Annotated in this window: 12 protein-coding genes and 2 pseudogenes; 11 read left to right on the top strand and 3 right to left on the bottom strand. The window is 35.7% G+C overall.

Features of this window, described 5'->3' with window-relative positions; all coding sequences use genetic code 11:
• Nucleotides 1-291: 291 nt before the first annotated feature.
• Nucleotides 292-938, bottom strand: a pseudogene (locus KBP50_RS22355) (IS110 family transposase); the annotation flags it as partial.
• A 371-nt stretch (nt 939-1,309) separates the two neighbouring features.
• On the opposite strand from KBP50_RS22355, the pseudogene KBP50_RS22350 reads away from it, so the two are divergent.
• The 4 genes and pseudogenes from KBP50_RS22350 to KBP50_RS21355 form a co-directional block, all read left to right on the top strand.
• Nucleotides 1,310-1,572, top strand: a pseudogene (locus KBP50_RS22350) (SDR family NAD(P)-dependent oxidoreductase); the annotation flags it as partial.
• Nucleotides 1,573-2,996: 1,424 nt separating this feature from the next.
• Nucleotides 2,997-3,740 (top strand): metal ABC transporter ATP-binding protein, encoded by a 744-nt coding sequence (locus KBP50_RS21365; protein WP_050350683.1) that lies wholly within the window; start codon nt 2,997-2,999, stop codon nt 3,738-3,740.
• A complete protein-coding gene (locus KBP50_RS21360) occupies nt 3,740-4,606 on the top strand; it encodes a metal ABC transporter permease (protein WP_050350684.1) in 867 nt (288 codons plus the stop codon). Before KBP50_RS21365 ends, KBP50_RS21360 begins: the two co-directional genes overlap by 1 nt.
• A 114-nt stretch (nt 4,607-4,720) precedes the next feature.
• On the top strand, nt 4,721-5,674 hold the full coding sequence (locus KBP50_RS21355; protein ID WP_050350685.1) for a metal ABC transporter solute-binding protein, Zn/Mn family: 954 nt from the start codon (nt 4,721-4,723) through the stop codon (nt 5,672-5,674).
• 426 nt (nt 5,675-6,100) lie between these two features.
• Here the strand turns inward: KBP50_RS21355 and KBP50_RS21350 are convergent, their stop codons facing one another.
• Nucleotides 6,101-6,475 (bottom strand): hypothetical protein, encoded by a 375-nt coding sequence (locus tag KBP50_RS21350; RefSeq protein WP_072742412.1) that lies wholly within the window; start codon nt 6,473-6,475, stop codon nt 6,101-6,103.
• Nucleotides 6,476-6,909: 434 nt separating this feature from the next.
• Here KBP50_RS21350 and KBP50_RS21345 point away from each other — a divergent pair, with 434 nt between their 5' ends.
• Nucleotides 6,910-7,266, top strand: coding sequence for a hypothetical protein (locus tag KBP50_RS21345; RefSeq protein WP_050350686.1), 357 nt, complete (start codon nt 6,910-6,912; stop codon nt 7,264-7,266).
• A 382-nt stretch (nt 7,267-7,648) separates the two neighbouring features.
• Here the strand turns inward: KBP50_RS21345 and KBP50_RS21340 are convergent, their stop codons facing one another.
• Nucleotides 7,649-7,987, bottom strand: coding sequence for a nucleotide pyrophosphohydrolase (locus KBP50_RS21340; RefSeq protein ID WP_050350687.1), 339 nt, complete (start codon nt 7,985-7,987; stop codon nt 7,649-7,651).
• A gap of 696 nt (nt 7,988-8,683) precedes the next feature.
• Between KBP50_RS21340 and KBP50_RS22610 the strand changes: the two genes are divergently transcribed.
• From KBP50_RS22610 to ygjK, 6 genes are all read left to right on the top strand, one after another.
• Nucleotides 8,684-10,105 (top strand): polysaccharide deacetylase family protein, encoded by a 1,422-nt coding sequence (locus tag KBP50_RS22610; RefSeq protein WP_050350688.1) that lies wholly within the window; start codon nt 8,684-8,686, stop codon nt 10,103-10,105.
• 17 nt (nt 10,106-10,122) lie between these two features.
• Nucleotides 10,123-10,473 (top strand): undecaprenyl-diphosphate phosphatase, encoded by a 351-nt coding sequence (locus KBP50_RS21330; protein ID WP_269466273.1) that lies wholly within the window; start codon nt 10,123-10,125, stop codon nt 10,471-10,473.
• A gap of 701 nt (nt 10,474-11,174) precedes the next feature.
• Nucleotides 11,175-13,022, top strand: a complete 1,848-nt coding sequence (locus KBP50_RS21325) for a BglG family transcription antiterminator (protein WP_050350690.1) — start codon at nt 11,175-11,177, stop codon at nt 13,020-13,022.
• Between the two features lie 21 nt (nt 13,023-13,043).
• Entirely contained in the window at nt 13,044-13,913 is an 870-nt protein-coding gene (locus KBP50_RS21320; protein WP_050350691.1) for a ketose-bisphosphate aldolase, read from the top strand.
• A 25-nt stretch (nt 13,914-13,938) separates the two neighbouring features.
• Entirely contained in the window at nt 13,939-15,840 is a 1,902-nt protein-coding gene (locus tag KBP50_RS21315; protein WP_050350692.1) for a PTS fructose transporter subunit IIABC, read from the top strand.
• Nucleotides 15,841-16,326: 486 nt separating this feature from the next.
• Nucleotides 16,327-18,681, top strand: a complete 2,355-nt coding sequence (ygjK, locus tag KBP50_RS21310) for an alpha-glucosidase (protein ID WP_050350693.1) — start codon at nt 16,327-16,329, stop codon at nt 18,679-18,681.
• Nucleotides 18,682-18,892: the final 211 nt, after the last annotated feature.

The following is an 18,892-nucleotide window of genomic DNA, read 5'->3' as shown; positions in this document are numbered from 1 at the left end:
GATTTTTAAGACATATGATCAAAATATCGCTTATATTCATTTCTACAAGGTGCACCTAAGCAGTATTCCATGTTCATTTCACTTAGATTGCCAACACATGACCAAAAAGTTGCTAACCCGTTATTGTGACCGCATAATGGTGCAATTATTATCCGCTAAGTGTGCTTTTAGCATATCCATTTTTTTAGCACTTCCTTGAATGGTTCTGCCAATATAAGACAAATGCTTAAACACAGAATTTGAATCACATTTTCTTGTCCCATTTTTGGATGAACAAAATGGTTTGTCATCACATTTGCTATCAGAGGTTTTCTCGGTAGGTTGTTTTCCTTTGGATTGCAGGTAATCAGCTAAGTCTTTTAAAGACATTTGCGATAGTTCTTCCAAACTATAGTTTTCAAGAAAAAGATCCATCATTGCTTTACCGAACACTCTATTTCTTCGGTAAATGTATTGCACTGTACTCAGATACTGAAGGAATCGCTGTTTTTCTTTAGTAATTTGCCGAACAATTTGGTAACGTGCACGTGTCAATTGTAGCGATAAACTGCTCCTCTTTCACAACAGACAATGGTAAACGCCCAAATTGTAAATAATCAGCAATGACGAATGCATCAATTTCATCTGTTTTATCCATATCGGTAAATTAGCTATCTGTTTTGGATTCATAACTAGTACTTGTCCACCAATTGTGCGAATGGATTTGTCATTGTGCAAAACATGGACGGATGAAAGCTATAAACACTTGTAGATTCAAGAACGATACGTAATTCACTGACATATTGACCTTGAGCCACATTTAATATTTCGTCTCTTAACTTAGTGGCACCAGGTAAATCATTAGAAACTGTGAAGGGATTTAATTCATCTCCTTCTCTGTTTGAAAAACAAACCTTGATATCAAAAGAACTCACGTCTAAACCAACAAATAATTTCATGGGGTTAAACACTCCTTTCGATTTAGAATCATTAGAACCAAAATCTTGTACGCTCTAGATATCCCTAGTGCAAACGCCGATCAACAGAGTGCTATCCTTGCACCCGAAAGCCGCCCTAAAGCTACTAACATTTAGGTTCGAATATCAAGGTGTACAGCCTGCGTGTATGAAGATTGAAACGCACACCGGAAAACAGTCTTTTTAATGCGGTTAGCCCGCAAGGAGAGAAAGAATTGTCCCAAATGTTCCTAAAGACCATTATCTAGGAACATCACGGAACGTCCAAGAATTTGGCATAAAATTCAGGTCAATTGGTAAGAAAATAATAGGCTGAAAATGAAGCTTAAATTACTATATGAGGAGAGGTTAACTTGAAACTAGAGGGAAAAGTAGCAACCGTGACAGGTTCAGCTTCTGGCATGGGAAAAGCAATCGCAGCTTTATGCTAAAGAAAGAGCCTGGGTGGTTGTGTCTGATATTAACAAAGAAGGGGCTTAGGACGTCGCAGCTGGAATCAAAGCAAACGGAGGAACTGCCATAGTAGTAGACAGATGTAGCTGATCGTGAGAAAACAGATCAATTAATTGACACGACAGTAAATGTATACGGTACACTGGATGTTTTAGTCAATAATTAGCTTTTTTTAAAAGTATTGTATTCCAACGCTAATCCTTCAGGTCCGCAGAGATCATGCCACGCCAGAGCCAACTTAAAGAGAAAAGTTTCGGTTTCTAGAGGCTTTCCAGAGAAAATAGCAAGCTGTGATATATACTCATTTCCAACTTTATACTGGTATAGATCATGGTAATATCTATGGTTCCCAGCTAAATGGTCTTTCTTACAGAATAAGAAAGTATAAACTTAGGTGCTTGGAGATAACGAAATAACTGAATAGCCACGTCCGGCTCCATCGCCCAGCAACTAGGCGACTTCACGAAATCGCCCTACGATAAGTCATCATCGATTCGTCTCTAAGAGGAAGGCCGACTAAACACGGGCTTGCCGCTCAGGCGTCGGCATACCCCTGTTTGCAGGGGCATGATTCCTAAATCTTTAGTTGATTCGTTTCATTCGCTACGTTGCTAAACGGGCGCTTGCGCCTTTGTTCATGCGCATGAACAATCAGGAAAGCGGATGTTTTTGTAAAATTATGTAATTGTCTATGTTACCCTTCGATGGCAACTGTCGTGTAAATAATCCTTCTCCTCCTTAGGGGAATAGAAATAAGCAGTCCATTTCTAACTAGTTTAACCAACTTAATACCTCCTTTTGGGTTTTCCCCTTCATCTGCAATTAATCTTCTCATTTTACTATCTGGTTCATTTTTGTAACCATATGATAATCAACCATAAAAAGTGCTTCCATTCCTCTATAAGTTAGAACTACTTACATAAAAAACGAATACTAATTTTTATAGTGGTTTACTTTTATAAAATTGTGTACTATAATCTAATTTGCGTGAGCGCAAAATAATAACACGCGTAAAAAATTTTTTAATACATAAAACTGTTTTCTCTGTTGTTATAAGGCGCATTCAAAAGTTAAGACTAGACAAGACCTAAAATACGCCTTCGTTAAGGTGCACGTATGATAAATTATCTATTGCCGAACTTTAAAAGCAAAAAAATATTTAACTTAACGTAAAAATAGCGCTATGCCCGTCCGTCGTTGAAAGTTCAAGCTAGGCAAGCATGTAACAATGTAAAAGCTTTTGCTAATGTCTAGAATATGAAAAAATTCTCTGCATTATTCTAGGGGTTACTATTGAACAACCTCTATAAGTTGAGCAGACAGAAAATTAAAAGTTATTTACAAAAATATAAAATATTTATTGGGAGGGATTGTCTTCTTTACCCCAGCTGATTAATTATAAAGATTATTGTATGAAAAAAGTTTGTGACAGGTTAGATAGAAACCTTATGTGTGTGAAGAAGGTAAACAGGAAATTAATTATCCATTTCCTAGATCTTTCAAGCTATTAATTTTTTATAAGCTTTGCTTTGAATTTAGTAGTTTAAACCATAATTTTTAACTTCATATGTGAGGAGGAGCATCGTTATGCAAGAAGAAATAAACGTAAATAAACTCAGTGTTTCTTATTATGGAAAACAAGTTATTTCAAATGTAAGCTTTTCATTTGAAAGCGGGAAACTTATTGGCATTATCGGACCCAACGGTGCTGGAAAGTCTACCATGATGAAAGCTATGCTTGGGCTAATACCACGCGATAGCGGCGAAGTGATGATAGAGAACCAACCATTACAAACAATCCAAAAAAAAATCGCCTATGTTCCCCAACGTTCTAATATAGACTGGGATTTTCCCATTATTGTTAAAGACACAGTGTTACTAGGCACATTTCCTAAATTAGGGTTATTTCGCCGTCCTAAAAAACGTGATCGTAATTGGGCGATAGAATGCCTAACGAAAGTGGGAATGGAGAAATATGCAAAGAACCAAATTGGCGAACTATCTGGTGGACAACAGCAACGCGTTTTTTTGGCTCGTGCTTTAGCACAAAAAGCAGAGTATTTCTTTTTAGATGAACCATTTGTTGGTATTGACGTTGCGAGTGAAGAAGTTATTATTCGTATACTAAAAGATTTGCGTAACGAAGGAAAGACAGTTTTTGTAGTTCATCATGATTTATCGAAAGTAAAGAATTATTTTGATGATCTCGTCTTAATTAATAAAAAAATAATCAGCTCGGGACCCGTAGAATACGTATTCCAGCCAAAACTAATGCAAAAAGCTTATAATTACTCACTTAGCATGATGGAAAGTATAGGGGGTGAAGTGTAATGGAATTTGTACAGGATATTATTAACTATGAATTTTTACAGAAAGCGCTAATTACATCCATTATAGTAGGTATTATTTGTGGAGTCATTGGAAGCTTCATCGTACTACGTGGTATGGCTCTAATGGGGGATGCTGTTTCCCATGCAGTACTTCCAGGAGTAGCAATTTCCTATATGCTAGGAATCAATTATTTTTATGGGGCGGTTTTAACTGGAATACTTTCAGCTATAGGAATAGGAATAATTAGCCAAAATAGCCGTGTAAAAAATGATTCTTCAATTGGAATTGTTTTTTCCGCAGCCTTCGCTTTTGGGATTATTTTAATAACGTTAGCTCAAAGTGCCACTGATTTAACACAAATTTTATTTGGAAATGTATTGTCGGTACGCTCATCAGATATGTGGCTAACCATTATTGTCGGTGTTGTCGTCCTCCTTTCAGTATTGTTGTTTTATAAAGAGTTTCTCGTGTCCAGTTTTGACGAAACAATGGCTGCCTCGTACGGACTAAAAGTAAGGATGATTCATTATGCCATCATGGTTTTATTAACTCTTGTTACCGTGGCTTCATTACAGACAGTTGGGGTAATCCTGGTAATATCTATGTTAATCACTCCGGCTGCAACAGCGTATTTATTAACAAATCGGATGTCAGTGATGATTTTTATGGCTGCTTTTTTCGGAGCTTTATCAGCCATTATCGGACTATATTTTAGTTTCACTTACAATTTACCATCTGGACCGGTAATTGCACTTGCAACCACAGCAATGTTTTTGATTGCATTTTTCTTCTCACCAAAACAAGGTGTGCTTTTGCGCACACTAAGAATTAGTAAAAGAAAGGGCGTGTTTACGGATCCTGTTTAAAGAAACAGTCCAATATATCAACCGATAAAATGGAGCTTCAATAAGGCAACCAAAATTCGAAACGCGTGTTTTAGATTTAGGTTAACTAAATAATGAAGGGAGTACGTAATAATAATGAGGAATTTATTGAAAATAATTATTGTAGCAAGTCTGACTTTAATTATTTTGGCAGCTTGTGGAAACGAAAACAAAGAAAAAGGAAGCGCAGCTTCAGATTCTGATGAAGATAACTTACTAGTTATTTCTTCATTTACTATTATCAGTGATTTAGCTAGAGAAGTTGGTGGAGATAAGGTTGAGGTACATAACCTAGTACCTACTGGGACGGATCCCCATGAGTATGAACCATTGCCCGAAGATATAAAAAAGGCAACTGATGCAGATGTTCTTTTTTATAACGGAATGAATTTAGAGGGCGGTAAAGACGGGTGGTTTTTCAAGATGATTGATTCAGTCGGGCAAAATGAATCTAATGTATATAACCTAACTGAAGGGGTCGAGCCAATGTATTTATCAGCTGAAGGAAGCAGGGAAGAAGAAATAAATCCACACTCTTTTATTGACCCAGGCGTAGGAATTAAAATGGTTGAAAATATGCGGGATGCTTTCATTAAGGTAGATCCTGATAATAAAGATTACTATGGAGAGCGCGCAAAAGAATATTTAACAAGGTTAAAGGAAATTGATACAGAGTACCAAGAAAAAATAAATGCAATTCCAGAGGAAAGGCGTATACTAGTGACGAGTGAATGTGCGTTTCAATATATGCTTGATCACTATGGAATGGAAGAAGAATGTATATGGAGAGTGGACACAGAGGAGAACGGCTCACCAGAACAAATTAAATCATTGGTTGAATATATTGATAAGAATAATGTTCCAGTATTGTTTGTTGAATCGAATGTCGATCCCCGCCCAATGGAAACCGTATCTAAAGAGTCTGGTGTAGACATTTATGAAAAAGCAATTTACTCAGATGAAATTGGTCAGCCAGGGGATGAAGTAGATACTTATGTAAAGTATTTAAAATATAATATTGAGATTATAAGTGACGGATTAAATAGTTAATTAGAAGTATGGACGCTCTCTTTACTTCTACACTAGATAAGTTGAATAGCAAAGACCTGGTAGATTACGGGTTGGGCTGCCGCATTTTAAGAGGAAAATAAGTAATTAACGTGTACGGGGGATTAGAACTTGTTTTCTGTTTGAGCCATGCTATGAAAGAGAGACGAGAAGTTATCCCGCGGCATCTTTTGATATGCTGCGGGGTTTATTATTGTAGAAAGCTTAAAAGTAGTTAAGCTTGGTTACTATGTAAGTTTACGTATATCTTTGTATAAAAAAGTTTAGATACAGAAAAAATTTTCCCATAAAACTTTGCAGGAAAGAAAATATTAGTATTGGTTAGAGTGTGGCATTAGAATGTATTAAAATTAAACGTGATAAATCTGGTAGTCAGCAATAAGAAGCTTGCCAGTTTAATTTTTCACTTCATGGCAGCCTTGGCTCTTCATCTTGATAAATGGAATAAGACCAACCGCTAATATCCATCGTAGAACACTTTTTATCATGACAAGAGAAATGATACGTTTGTTTTTTAGTGCTAACGTTAACTTCTAGATTGTAGGGAAATACTCCCCCTTTAAATTTATTTACATCTGTTTTAATAGCAATAACCTCTTCTTTTTCTGCCAATCGTTTGTAGCTATCACTTTCTATTGTTTTTTGAACCATTTCACTTAATATAATTTCTTCCTCATCAGTAGGTTCAAATAAGTTTTTCATTACGATTGATTTTCCTACTAAATATACATTTAAAGCTAAACTGAGTAAGAATAATAGCATATTTATTTTCTTCTTTTTCATAGTTCCCACGCTCATTGAGTCCATTTTATCCTAAGAAGCGGGTAATTCGTATCTATTAAATGTTAGTTAAAAAGTAGTTGGCACACTATGTACTGCTTTTGTTGAGAGCTTTTTTGAATAAAATGGGGAGCTTATATTTACTTTTATTAAAACCCATGTACGTCTTTTTAGTCCCGTGATGCGCACTAATATATTTAGCTAAAGTATTTTTGAAAATGTTAACTATTTAGCGTATATCCCGATATTAATAGTAAATTACCTACTAATTTTATGAAAAGGAATGTTATATAAATGAAATACTAACTTTGGTATTGTTTATTTCCTTTGTTAATTTTATGAAGGTCTAGCCATGCTGCAACTACGTGCTATTTTCTACATAATTTAATCCTTATATAGCGACATATCTACTAAATATAATTATGGAGGGATAAAAAATGAACATAAATAGTACAGGGAATTCGATTATCTCATGGCATCAAACTGAAAGAAATACAAAGAGCTTATATTTAAAGGACAAAGATAATAATGATTCGAAACTAGAAGTTGTTACTATTAATGGACGTATAAGAAAGTATATCGTTTTACGTAATGGTAAAAAGATTTTAATTTCTGAAGAAAAAATAAGTAAAGAAAGTCTACAAAAAGATTCAACCCTTAAACAAAAACAGCAAAGTAATACTGCGGAGACTATAGAATATTTAAACCACCTAATGGGAGTAAGTTCTTCAAATACACGACTCCAAATATTTAATATGGATGGAGGAGAAAAAAATAATAAAGAAAAACGTTAAACAAATGCAACGGGGTACAGCAGAAACTTCTATCTTATTGATATAATTTCGTACTTTTTTACACTATAGGAATGTATAAAATTTTTTAGGGTTTATAGTTAAGAAAAACTACGGCTATCGTCAAAAAACTTTGGCGATAGCCGTAGTTTTTCTAATGTTCTTTAAATTAGGTCACAAGCAAAGTACGATAGATCAATGGATGTGGAGTAATTATCTCCATAGCGAACACAAGTCTTTGGCAATGGACTAAAAATTCTCGTAGACTGATCTCGCTCGATTTCATATCTTTTTATACACTGAGTTCATCCCTTTTCACATGCTTATAACATCTTTCATAGAAGTTGAAAAAATAGAAAAAGATCCGATGTTCCTAATTTAACTATTACAAATCATGATACTTCATTTTCCTTCCTTTACTTTTTTCCACCGGATATTTCTTAGCGTTTTTCTGCATTTTTTCTAAAATAATCTCTTTTATATCTAAGTTTAAATCATCGCTAAGCATGAAGGCATAAATCATGACGTCTGCAAGCTCCTCTTTGATGTTTTCCATGTTAGCCTCTATAGCCTGCTCGCTTGTTTTCCATTGGAAATCTTCTAGCAATTCTGCTGCTTCCAGCGAAAGAGAGATGGCCAAATCTTTCGGATTATGAAACTGTCTCCAATCTCGGTCGTCCCGAAATGCGTTAATTTCCTGTATTAATTTTCCTATATCACTCATTTTGTACCATCCTTTATAATTGTCTAAGTCGAAAAAAAGAAGTATTATTTTTATTACTGCGCTATTCTCTGCTTGCTAGTTAGATATATGATAAGTATATCATATCTTTTACGTGCAAAATTTCTTAAAAACGCATTACAATACCTCTAAAATTATCTTTTATGGTAAAATTTGGTTGGTAACTAAAATCAAAACATTTGAATTGTTAACCGTAAAAGCAATATTATTCCGACTTGAATTCAAGGTATGGTTCTTCCATGAATCTAGTTACTTCATGTTCCGATTGCGTGCCGCATTTTGAATGATAATTCGAGCTGATTATGGTAAGATTTACAAAATTATAAATCAATACCAAAACTATAATTCAAGTTACCAAAACTGGATGTTTACCACAGATAACTTCTAAAGCAACAAGATAAAGCTAAGGAAGCTTTCAGCCAGTAATAATGAACTGTTTATTCTCTCTAATAGAAGCTGGTTTTGCTAGGATACATAGAATAGGTAAATAGCATTCTCTTTTTAACAGTGCAAAAAATCGCCTATGTGAAGATGTGAGTTGGGGTAATAGGAGATTATAAATGCAATCTTCTAAGTTTTGCCTAAGCAAGAATAACAAAACGCATTTGCACTTTCAATGATTTTTAGATACCTCCGTCGGCACCAATAACAAAAACAGCAAGAAAAGGAGCACCAGTGATGAAGCCCACTAAATTGACGTATGGGATAATAATAATTACCGGATTGATTGCTATTGGTTTAACTGTAAGTTCATTGTTTAAAACAATAGATAAGGAAGATTCTACTCATGCTAAGACTAGTCGCAAAAAAGAAGCGCACCCAAATTTCTCAGAGCTTCAGGTTATTAATGAAAAAGCAAAGGACAAAATTTATAGCACAGAGATTCACTATCCTCAGTTTCACAGTGAAAAATTAAACCAAAAAATGAATGCCTATGTGAAAACGGCAAAAAGAGGTTTTTTACATGATGTCGAACAAAATAAACAACAATTAAATCATCATACAGCAACCCTCACTATCCATTCGGATACGCAAAAGTTCTCTGACCATATCTATTCTGTTGCGTTCCATGAAAAGAGGTGCATACGAAAAAAGAAATGCCAAGACTCCTCAAGTGCATTTATCGTAGATGGTAAGAATAGTAAATACATAGACCAAACAGATATCCTGCAAGATACAGAACAGATGCGAGATACACTTTTTCAACTGTTACAGCAAGCGTTTGAACAGTCTGATAAGTACAGTGATGATTTCTCCAAAAAAAAATTAAGTCAGTGGGTTTATGATGAGAATAACACTTTTTCAAATATGTACCTTTCGGATAAATCGGCAGTATTTAAATTTGTGAATGATGAAGTGATAGATAAAGAAGCGGAAATTAAGATTCCATTATCGAGTATGCAAGATATACTAACAGATGAGTGGAGGTCTATGGTTACAGGTGATGGTAAGGAGAATAAAAAGACCAAATCTAGCAAAAAGCAGGAAGAGAGAAAAAATGTGAAATCAGCTTCAGCTGGTGAGGGAAAGCATACGTCGTCTGATCAGAAACGGGTTGCCCTTACATTCGATGACGGTCCCCATCCTGAAAACACTCCAAAGATACTTGACCTATTAAAGCAATATGATGCAAAAGCAACCTTCTTTATGCAAGGAAATCAGGTTGAATCAAATGCAGATGTTGCTAAAAGGGTGAGGAACGAGGGCCATGAAATAGGTAATCATACCTGGAGTCATAAACAATTAACAGGCTTAGGTATGGCTGGAATTAAACAGGAAGTAGAAAAGGCAAATCAAGCTATTCGTAATGCTACTGGAGAAAATCCAACTTTATTTCGCCCCCCATATGCAGCAACAAATAAAAGCATTGAACAAGCTGTAGGGCTGCCATCGATTTTATGGTCAGTTGACACAAGAGATTGGGAATCACGAAATCCAGTGGCAATTTTAAATGAGGTAAAAAGGAGTACGACAGATGGTGGAATTCTGTTAATGCATGATGTGCATGCTCCAACGGTAGAAGGATTAAAGCTCGTATTAGAATATTTAGCTGGGGAAGGCTATGAATTTGTAACTGTTTCGGAAATAAGGGCAAGATAACGTATCGGCAAGCGTTCATGATTGGATTATTCCAATGTTTGGCTGTTTATCCTGGCTTTTCAAGAGTAGGATCGACTATTTCAGGTGGACTTTTAGCAAAGGCAAGCTATCGAACGGCATCAGAGTTCTCCTTTTTAATTGCACTTCCCGTAATAATCGGAGCGACAAGCTTAGATTTATTAAAAAGTTGGAACCATTTAAGTGTCAGTGATATCCCAATGTTTACCGTCGGATTTCTAACTTCTTTTGTTGTAACCCTGTTTGCTGTGGTAACTTTCTTAAAGTGGCTGGAACGAATCGGGTTAGCTCCTTTTGCTTATTATCGAATTTTGTTAGCTTTCTTATTTACGATATTTGTTTTACTTTAAAGCTTTCCCTAAAAAGAATAGAGCTGTTAAAGCCAGTATGAACACCTATGTAGCGAATAAAATAAATAGATAGTTTAAGGAGAAATCAATCCATATCGGATTGGTTTTTTCTTTTGCACTATAGGAAAGCATAAAACTTCAGGCTTTATCGTATAAGAAAAATGATAAGAAAGTATAAAATGAGGTGCTTGTGGATAACGAAATAACCGACTAGCCACGTCCGGCGCATGAGCCCAGCAACTATGCGACTTCACAAAACCGCCCTACGATAAGTCATCATCGGTTCGTCGCTAAGGGGAAGGCCGACTAAAAACGGGCTTGCCGCTCAGGCGTAGCATACCCCTGTTTTTAGTGGCATGATTCCTAAATCTTTAGTTGATTCGTTCCATTCGCTACGTTGCTAAACGGGCGCTTGCGCCTTTGTTCCACTATAGGAAAGTATAAGATTTTTTGGTTTATAGTATAAGAAAAACAAAGGCTTCCGCCATAAGACTTGGCGACAAGCCAAGTTTTTCTAATGATAAAGATGAGGACTTTCCAAGTCTCTAGTCCAGCCCATTATCAAGTGACGGACTGTCTTATAAAAGAAACATGAATTTGCTAAAAAGCACTCCTATTTTCCTACCCTTAGGAAATACTACGGTTATAGCGCTTGCAATAAACGCGTATTAAAATAAAGATATAGAAAGGTTGTGGTTTGTTTGCATAAAAAGCATAATCAATTAATTGACTTTCTATTGAATCAAAATGGAGAATATGTATCCGCTGCTACGTTAGCTGAATTATTGCATGTGACTGATCGCACAATTAGAAATTATATTAAAGAAATTAACAAAGATTGCCATGACATGATGATTACATCCTCACCGCGGGGGTATGCAATTATGAAGGGAAATGGTGAAGATAAGGCGATTAGTTTAAGTGATAAAGAAATAGAAGACGCACTGTTGGAATTCCAGATTATAAAATTTTTAATGAATAAAAATGACTATACTTCCTATGATGAAATCGCCGATAAATTTTTTTATTCATCACAGACAATAAGAAGTCGTATTCAAAAGTTAACCATGAATATTCATGCTTTAGGAATTGATGTAGGGATTGATACAAAAGTATTTAAAGGGATTAAAATGAATGGAGCAGAGATGCAGAAAAGAATTCTTCTTGAAAGCTTTTTTACATCTATTTCTGTAAAGAAGGAAGTATATAAGGATTTTGTCGTAAGCGGATTCCATTCGTGGGTTGATGCTAGTACAGTTGAAAGCGTTTTTAAGATTGTAGATGAGATCAACAAGGAGCACAACTTAAATCTTGAATTTTCGATGTATAAGAAAATTACGATTCAATTAATCATTATGATTCATCAAATAAACCACCACCATCTAGTTAAAATTAAGAATACAGAATTAACTAATTTAACCTCTTTTAAGGAGTTTGAAGTTGTAGAAGCTGTTCGTTCTCATCTATATGAATATGCCCATATAACAGATGATGAAGCTGTTTTTCTAGTGAATTATTTAATATCGTTACAGTTAGATTTAGAAGGATCACAAATAGAAAATAAAGACGCAGACATTATAAGTAAAATCGAAGCCATTTTACTTCAAGTAGAGCACGTATACCAAGTTCCCACTTACTCTGAAAATCGTTTTAGAAATAATATTTCAAACCATATTTATCGAATTATTTATCCTGCATCGCATAATTTGCTTATTTATAATCCCTTTGTAAAAGAAGCAAAGTCGGAATACTTTTTTTCCTTTAGTATCGCTTCTCATATTGCCTTATTATTGGAGAGGGAATTTTTGGTAGAGATTCAGGATAGCGAAATTGCTTATTTAGCTTATCATATTCAGGTTATTCTCGATTCGCAAAGTAAGAAGAAACTAAAGACGATTATTCTTTATAGCAGGGGATACGAGCGAACGAAGTTACTTGCTTCCAAAATAGCAACCTATTTTGATGAGCTTGAAATTTTAAAAATAGAAAAATATTCTCCCGACTATGCTTTTCAACATGCATATTTATATATTGGAATAAATTTAGCAAGTACACCAAAGACCACTGAAAATTTCATTATGATTCAAAGCGCCTTTCAAAGTAGTGACATTAAGAAAATTCGTTTTTTCCTAGAAGCACAGAATTCTATTATTGAGCAGGCAGCAATTCACTGGATACACGAAAACAATCCTGAACAAGTTATTAGCCAGCTGCTCATGCTGAATAACCAAGGACATTTTTATGAACCGATTATGAAAAGAGAGAGAATATCCTACACATCTATTGGAAACTTAGTAGCAATCCCTCATCCTTATTTTGAAAAAGAAGAATTTAAGGAGAAGGTAATTATTGGCGTTAACAAAAAGGCGGTTAAATGGGGGAGTGAATTAGTTCAACTGATCATTATTTATATTCCCTCTGCTGATATAGAACGGAATGAATACGCCTTCGCTGAATTTTTTCAAAAAACCAAGCGTATTGAGGATGTGCGGAAGTTAATTCACTCTAGTTCAAAAGAAGAGTTTATCGACATTTGGAATCGAATATAAATCAAAGAGGAGAGAAGAAACATGTTAATGAATATGAAGGAATTGTTAGAAGTAGCTTATAAAAATAATTTTGCAGTAGGTTCCTTTAACGTAGCAAACAGCGAATTTGTCAGAGTTGTTATTGAATCTGCTGAAGAAAAAAAAGCACCAGCTATCATTCAAATTCACCCTAATGAGCTTGACTTAGTTGGCGATGATTTTATTGCATATGTACGTGAAAGCTGTAAAAACACAAAAGTACCTATGGCTATTCATCTAGATCATGGATCGTCTGTAAAAGATGTTATGAGAGCTATTCGTAATGGCTATACGTCGGTAATGATTGATGCCTCTCATGCTTCATTTGCGGATAACATAGCCATTACAAAGGAAGTTGTCAACATTGCTCATGATGTAAATGTGTCCGTAGAGGCTGAATTAGGCACAATTGGTTCAAATGAAGGAAGTTCAGAAGGTGGAGCTGATGAAATTTTATATACAGACGCTGATGACGCTAAGAGGTTTGTAGAAGAGACCGGTATCGATACATTGGCTGTTGCTATTGGAACATCACATGGGCAATATAAACATGCAGGAAAGCCAGAATTGAAATTGGATTTACTTGCTGAGATAAATCAAAAAGTGGAGATTCCTCTTGTACTTCACGGTGGAAGTGATAACAAGGACGAAGAGATAGCACAGACATACTTGCACGGGATTGCAAAAATTAATTTATCAACAGATATGAAAAGTGCATTCTTTCAAGAGATGCGACGCTTTTTAAAAGATAATCAAGGAGCATATGAGCCGGATGTCATTATGCCAAGTGCTCGGAATGCAGCCAAAGAAGTAGTAAAGCATAAAATGGACTTATTTAATTCAACAAACAAAGCTCATCTCTACTTTGGTTAAATATCATGATTAGGAGGGAAGTAAAATGGAACTAGTAGATATTTTAACCCGAGATAACATCATTTTAAATCTTCAAGGTAACAATCAAAAAGAAGTCATTGATGAGTTAATCCATAAGTTAACGGAGAGAAGATTGACAACAGATCCTGAACGTTTTAAAAAGGCAATTTATAAAAGAGAGAATGAGATTTCAACTGCTGTAGGTTATGGTGTGGTCATTCCCCACGCGCAATGTAAATCTATTACGAAGCCTACAATAATAATGGGAAGGTCACTACAAGGAGTTGATTATGGTGGTCAACACACCAATTTAATCTTTATGATTGCAGCTCCAGAAAATGCTCCAAATGAGCATTTATCCCTTTTATCGAAGCTATCGACTTTTCTCATGAGTGAGACATTCCGAGCAAAGATAATTGTTGCAACATCAGAAATTGATGTAATAAAAGCGATTCAGGAACAAGAAAAATTAGAAAAGCCAGCTTTAAATGATGAATCTGCAAGTGGAAAATATGTGGTGGGAATAACTGCATGTATGACGGGGATTGCTCACACATACATGGCAGCAGAGTCATTGAAAGAAGCTGCAAGAAAACGGGGCATGAATGTAAAAATTCAAACAAACGGTGCTAATGGTCCTGAGAATAAACTTACACCAGCAGACATTCAACATGCAGATGCTATCGTAATTGCTCATGATGTACGGGTTGATACCTCCATATTACGTGGAAAACGATTTGTTGACGTACCTGTAAAGAAAGCAATTAATCATGCTGATGAATTAATTGATCAAGCATTATCTTACAATATTAAAGATTCGAGTGTAACTGAACAAGAAATTATAGAAGAGCCTCAAACAGAAGAAAAATCTGGTTTGAATTTCTATAAGCATATTATGAGTGGGGTTTCCTATATGATTCCATTCGTAGTTGTTGGCGGTATTTTCATTGCTATTTCGTTTATGTTTGGTATTTACGCTGCAGATCCTGAAAGTGATCAATATAATATTATTGCACATTTCTTTAGTCAGGTTGGAGGTGAAGCAGCATTTGCTTTAATGATCCCAATTTTAGCAGGCTTTATCGGATTTAGTATTGCTGATAAACAAGGTCTAGCTCCTGCAATGATTGGTGGGATGATGGCCAGTATAGGTGGTTCTGGTTTTCTTGGTGGAATGATAGCCGGATTCGTCGGTGGTTTTGCAGCTAAATTCATTGGTAAGTCGATGGCTAAAATTCCAAAATCATTCCAAGGATTAGTTTCTATCTTAGTCGTTCCTTTAATTAGTACATTTATTGTTGGTGCATTCATGTTCTTTATTTTAAATACACCAATGTCCTTGCTAAATGAATTTTTAGAAGGTTGGTTAAAAGGATTGACGGGAATTAATGCAGCTATACTAGGAGCTTTATTAGCTGGAATGATGGCTTCGGATATGGGCGGGCCTATTAATAAAACAGCTTCCGCATTTGGTTTAGCGATGTTTGCGGCAAATATTTTTGAACCATCTGCAGCGTTAATGGTTGGTGGTATGGTACCTCCAATCGGTATAGCGCTAGCCACAACGATATTTAAAAATAGATTTACGCTTCAAGAAGTTGAAGCAGGTAAGGCAAGCTATGTTTTAGGGGCCAGTTTTATTACAGAAGGAGCAATTCCGTTTGCAGCTGCAGATCCATTAAGAATAATTCCTGCAAATATAATTGGAGCAGCAGTTGGAGGAGCTGTATGTATGGCAATGGATATATCCTTAAAAGCTCCTCACGGTGGAATTTTTGTTATTCCAATTGCCAGCAATAAACCGTTGCTTTACATTGGTTGTATCTTATTAGGGTCTTTAATAACATGCTTTATTATCGGCTTTTTGAAGAAACCTCTTTCTGATAAAGACAGAAATAGTGCGAAGCAAATGATGAATGTGATTTAAATCTATAAAAGTTATATTTGTATGGTAGAGGAATACGTGTATATAGTGCGACGTTAACAATAGATTACCTTAGATAATAGAACAAAATTTGTTTGAACACGTGTGCAAAAAAATTGCACACGTGTTTTTAATTCCTGAAAAACCGCTTTCCTAACACATTTTACAAGGTTGGCATGAAGTTTGCATATCTATTCACGACGTTGCACAAATCAAATGAACGAAAGAAGGGAGCTAAGACACTACAAATCGATGTTCCGTTGGTTGGGAAGGTTATGTGAACAATGAAAGGACAAGATAGGGTGCTTGATAGCTGTAAAGCAGAGCACATTATATAACTTGGTCTTTTTACAGTGTAACAAACATGTGAATGAAAATACAAATAATGGAACATATATTTTTGAAAGGAGAAATGAAAACGGGCAATAATCTGAGTGTGTTCATTTGTAAGTAAATGTAAATTCTAAATCATCAGGAGGAAGAAAAGGTATGACAAAAAAGAAGACACATAAACTAAAAAAAATAGGTTTGGTTTCATTGGCTATATGTTTATTGTTTAGCGCAAGTATTAGTGGGTCGACTGTCTCTGCAAAAGGGAAACTCCCTGAAATTGAACAATTTCCAAATACGCTGGACATATCTGCAGCCCCTACAGCTGACATATACGGCACGTATTCGACCAACAAGTTTAACCATTTTTCCGATTTGGGTGCTTGGCATGGTTACTATTTACCGGATTACGATGCAGAAGAATTGTTTGGAGGGTTTGCGGGTCCAATCGTTATTGCTGAGGAGTATCCGGTGAATTTATCTAAGGCGATAAATAAAATTTCGATCAGCAATACAGATACGAATCAAGTATATGATTTAAGTGACAGCAATCGTTTAGATTTTACCTATTATCCAGGTCGATTAGTTCAACAATATGAAATGGATGATTTTGATTTAATGTTAGAGCTTATTTTTGTCAGCAATCGAACAGCTATGATCCAGACGCAAATCAAAAATAAAACGGAACAACCATTGCATATTGACGTTTCCTGGGACGGTGCATTGCTAAACAAAATAGAAGAAGGCAGTTATACCTTGAATTTAGAGCAAAGTTTACAAGCAACGAAGCATGGCGTTCAAGTTAATTTTGCAAATATACGAGAAACATGGATGTACTTTTCTACCGACGAAGCAGCATATTTGATTGCTCATGATCAACCCGTAAAAACAGCCGTTAATGGGGATGAATATGTGACAGCATTACGTTCGCCTGTGACAATTAAGCCTGGGAAAATTTTTACAACTTATACGACAGAAAGCTATACATTTACAAACAAAGAATTAAAGGCAGAACAGAAAAAAGTAAAGAAATACATGAAGCAAGCGAAAAAACATTTTAAGGATAACGAAAAACGATGGCAAGGATATTTGGATGAAACGTTTAACAAAAAAACATATGAAAAATACCCGGAATATCAAAAAGTTGCCACTAAATCAATTGAAACACTGATGACGAACTGGCGCAGCCCAGCTGGGGCGATTAAGCATGATGGAACTATTCCGTCCATGTCCTATAAATGGTTCATCGGTATGTGGGCATGGGATTCCTGGAAACAGGCTGTAGCATTAGCAGAATTTAATCCAGAGCTTGCGAAAAATAATATCCGTGCTTTATTCGATTATCAAATTATGTCCAATGATAAAGTACGACCACAAGATGAGGGAGCGATTATCGATGCGATTTTCTATAACCAGGATCCACCCCGCGGAGGAGAAGGCGGAAACTGGAATGAAAGAAACTCCAAGCCACCTTTGGCGGCGTGGGCCGTTTGGAACGTTTACGAGCATACAAAAGATAAGAAATTCCTCAAAGAAATGTATCCAAAATTAAAAGCATACCATCAATGGTGGTATACAAATCGAGATCACGATCAAAACGGTATTTCTGAATATGGTAGCACTGTAAGCGATGCAAACTGGGAAAGAAATGAAGCTAACGAAATTATCAAAGATACTGAAGGTAATCCAAAGCTGAACGAAGATGCTGTTATCGAGGCAGCAGCATGGGAAAGTGGCATGGATAATGCAACCCGCTTTGATAAAGAAGGCGTAGGTCAAGGAGATCCAGGTGTTTTAGTGTTTGAAAATAGGAATAAGGCGAATGAAGTCATTGGTTATTCCATTAATCAGGAATCGGCTGATTTGAACGCCTATTTATATGCTGAAAAAGGCTTTTTAACGTCGATGGCAAAAGAATTAAAACAACCAAAAGATGCAAAACAATTTACAAACGAAGCAAAAAACGTTAAAGATTATATGAAAAATCATATGTATGATAAGGAAACAGGCTTTTTCTATGACCTACAAATAAATAAAGACGGTTCCAAGAAGAAGCTGTTAACAAACCGAGGGAAGGGAACGGAAGGATGGATCCCGCTTTGGGCCAAATTAGCAGATAAGCAGCAAGCGGAAAAAGTGGTTCAAAATATGATCGACCCGAACAAATTTAATACGTATATGCCATTCCCAACAGCTTCCAAGGATAATGCAAAATATGATCCAAATCATTATTGGCGCGGGCCGGTATGGATGGACCAAGCATTGTTCGGTATTGAAGCATTACAAAATTATGGCTACAACAAAGAGGCAAAAACATTGACGAAGAAACTATTTAATCATGCAGAAGGTCTACTAGGTGATGGATCGATTCGTGAGAACTATAATCCGGAAACTGGAAAAGGCTTAAGTACGAAAAACTTTAGTTGGTCAGCTGCTTCGTACTATTTACTTTACAAAAATACGTTACTTAACCAAACGACAACGTCACAAACGGGGTTACCATTTCAAAAATAATCCGATAGTACGCTTCAATAACGAACCTTGTATCAGTATTCTGATCGGTTAAGGAATAATCGAGAAAAAAGCCGGAAATCGTATTACTGTACCCCTGAAAACGAGTAATAAATACCATTATTATAGGAAAAGAGAAATCGGAAGATACTTTTATCGCAGGTTAATTACTTGTAAGAGCCCCCACTTCAGGAATTCGAGGAGAAGCCAAGAA

The organism is Virgibacillus pantothenticus, from assembly GCF_018075365.1.
In the GTDB taxonomy this organism is placed as follows: domain Bacteria; phylum Bacillota; class Bacilli; order Bacillales; family Amphibacillaceae; genus Virgibacillus; species Virgibacillus pantothenticus.
This window is presented reverse-complemented; position numbering and strand designations above follow the sequence as displayed.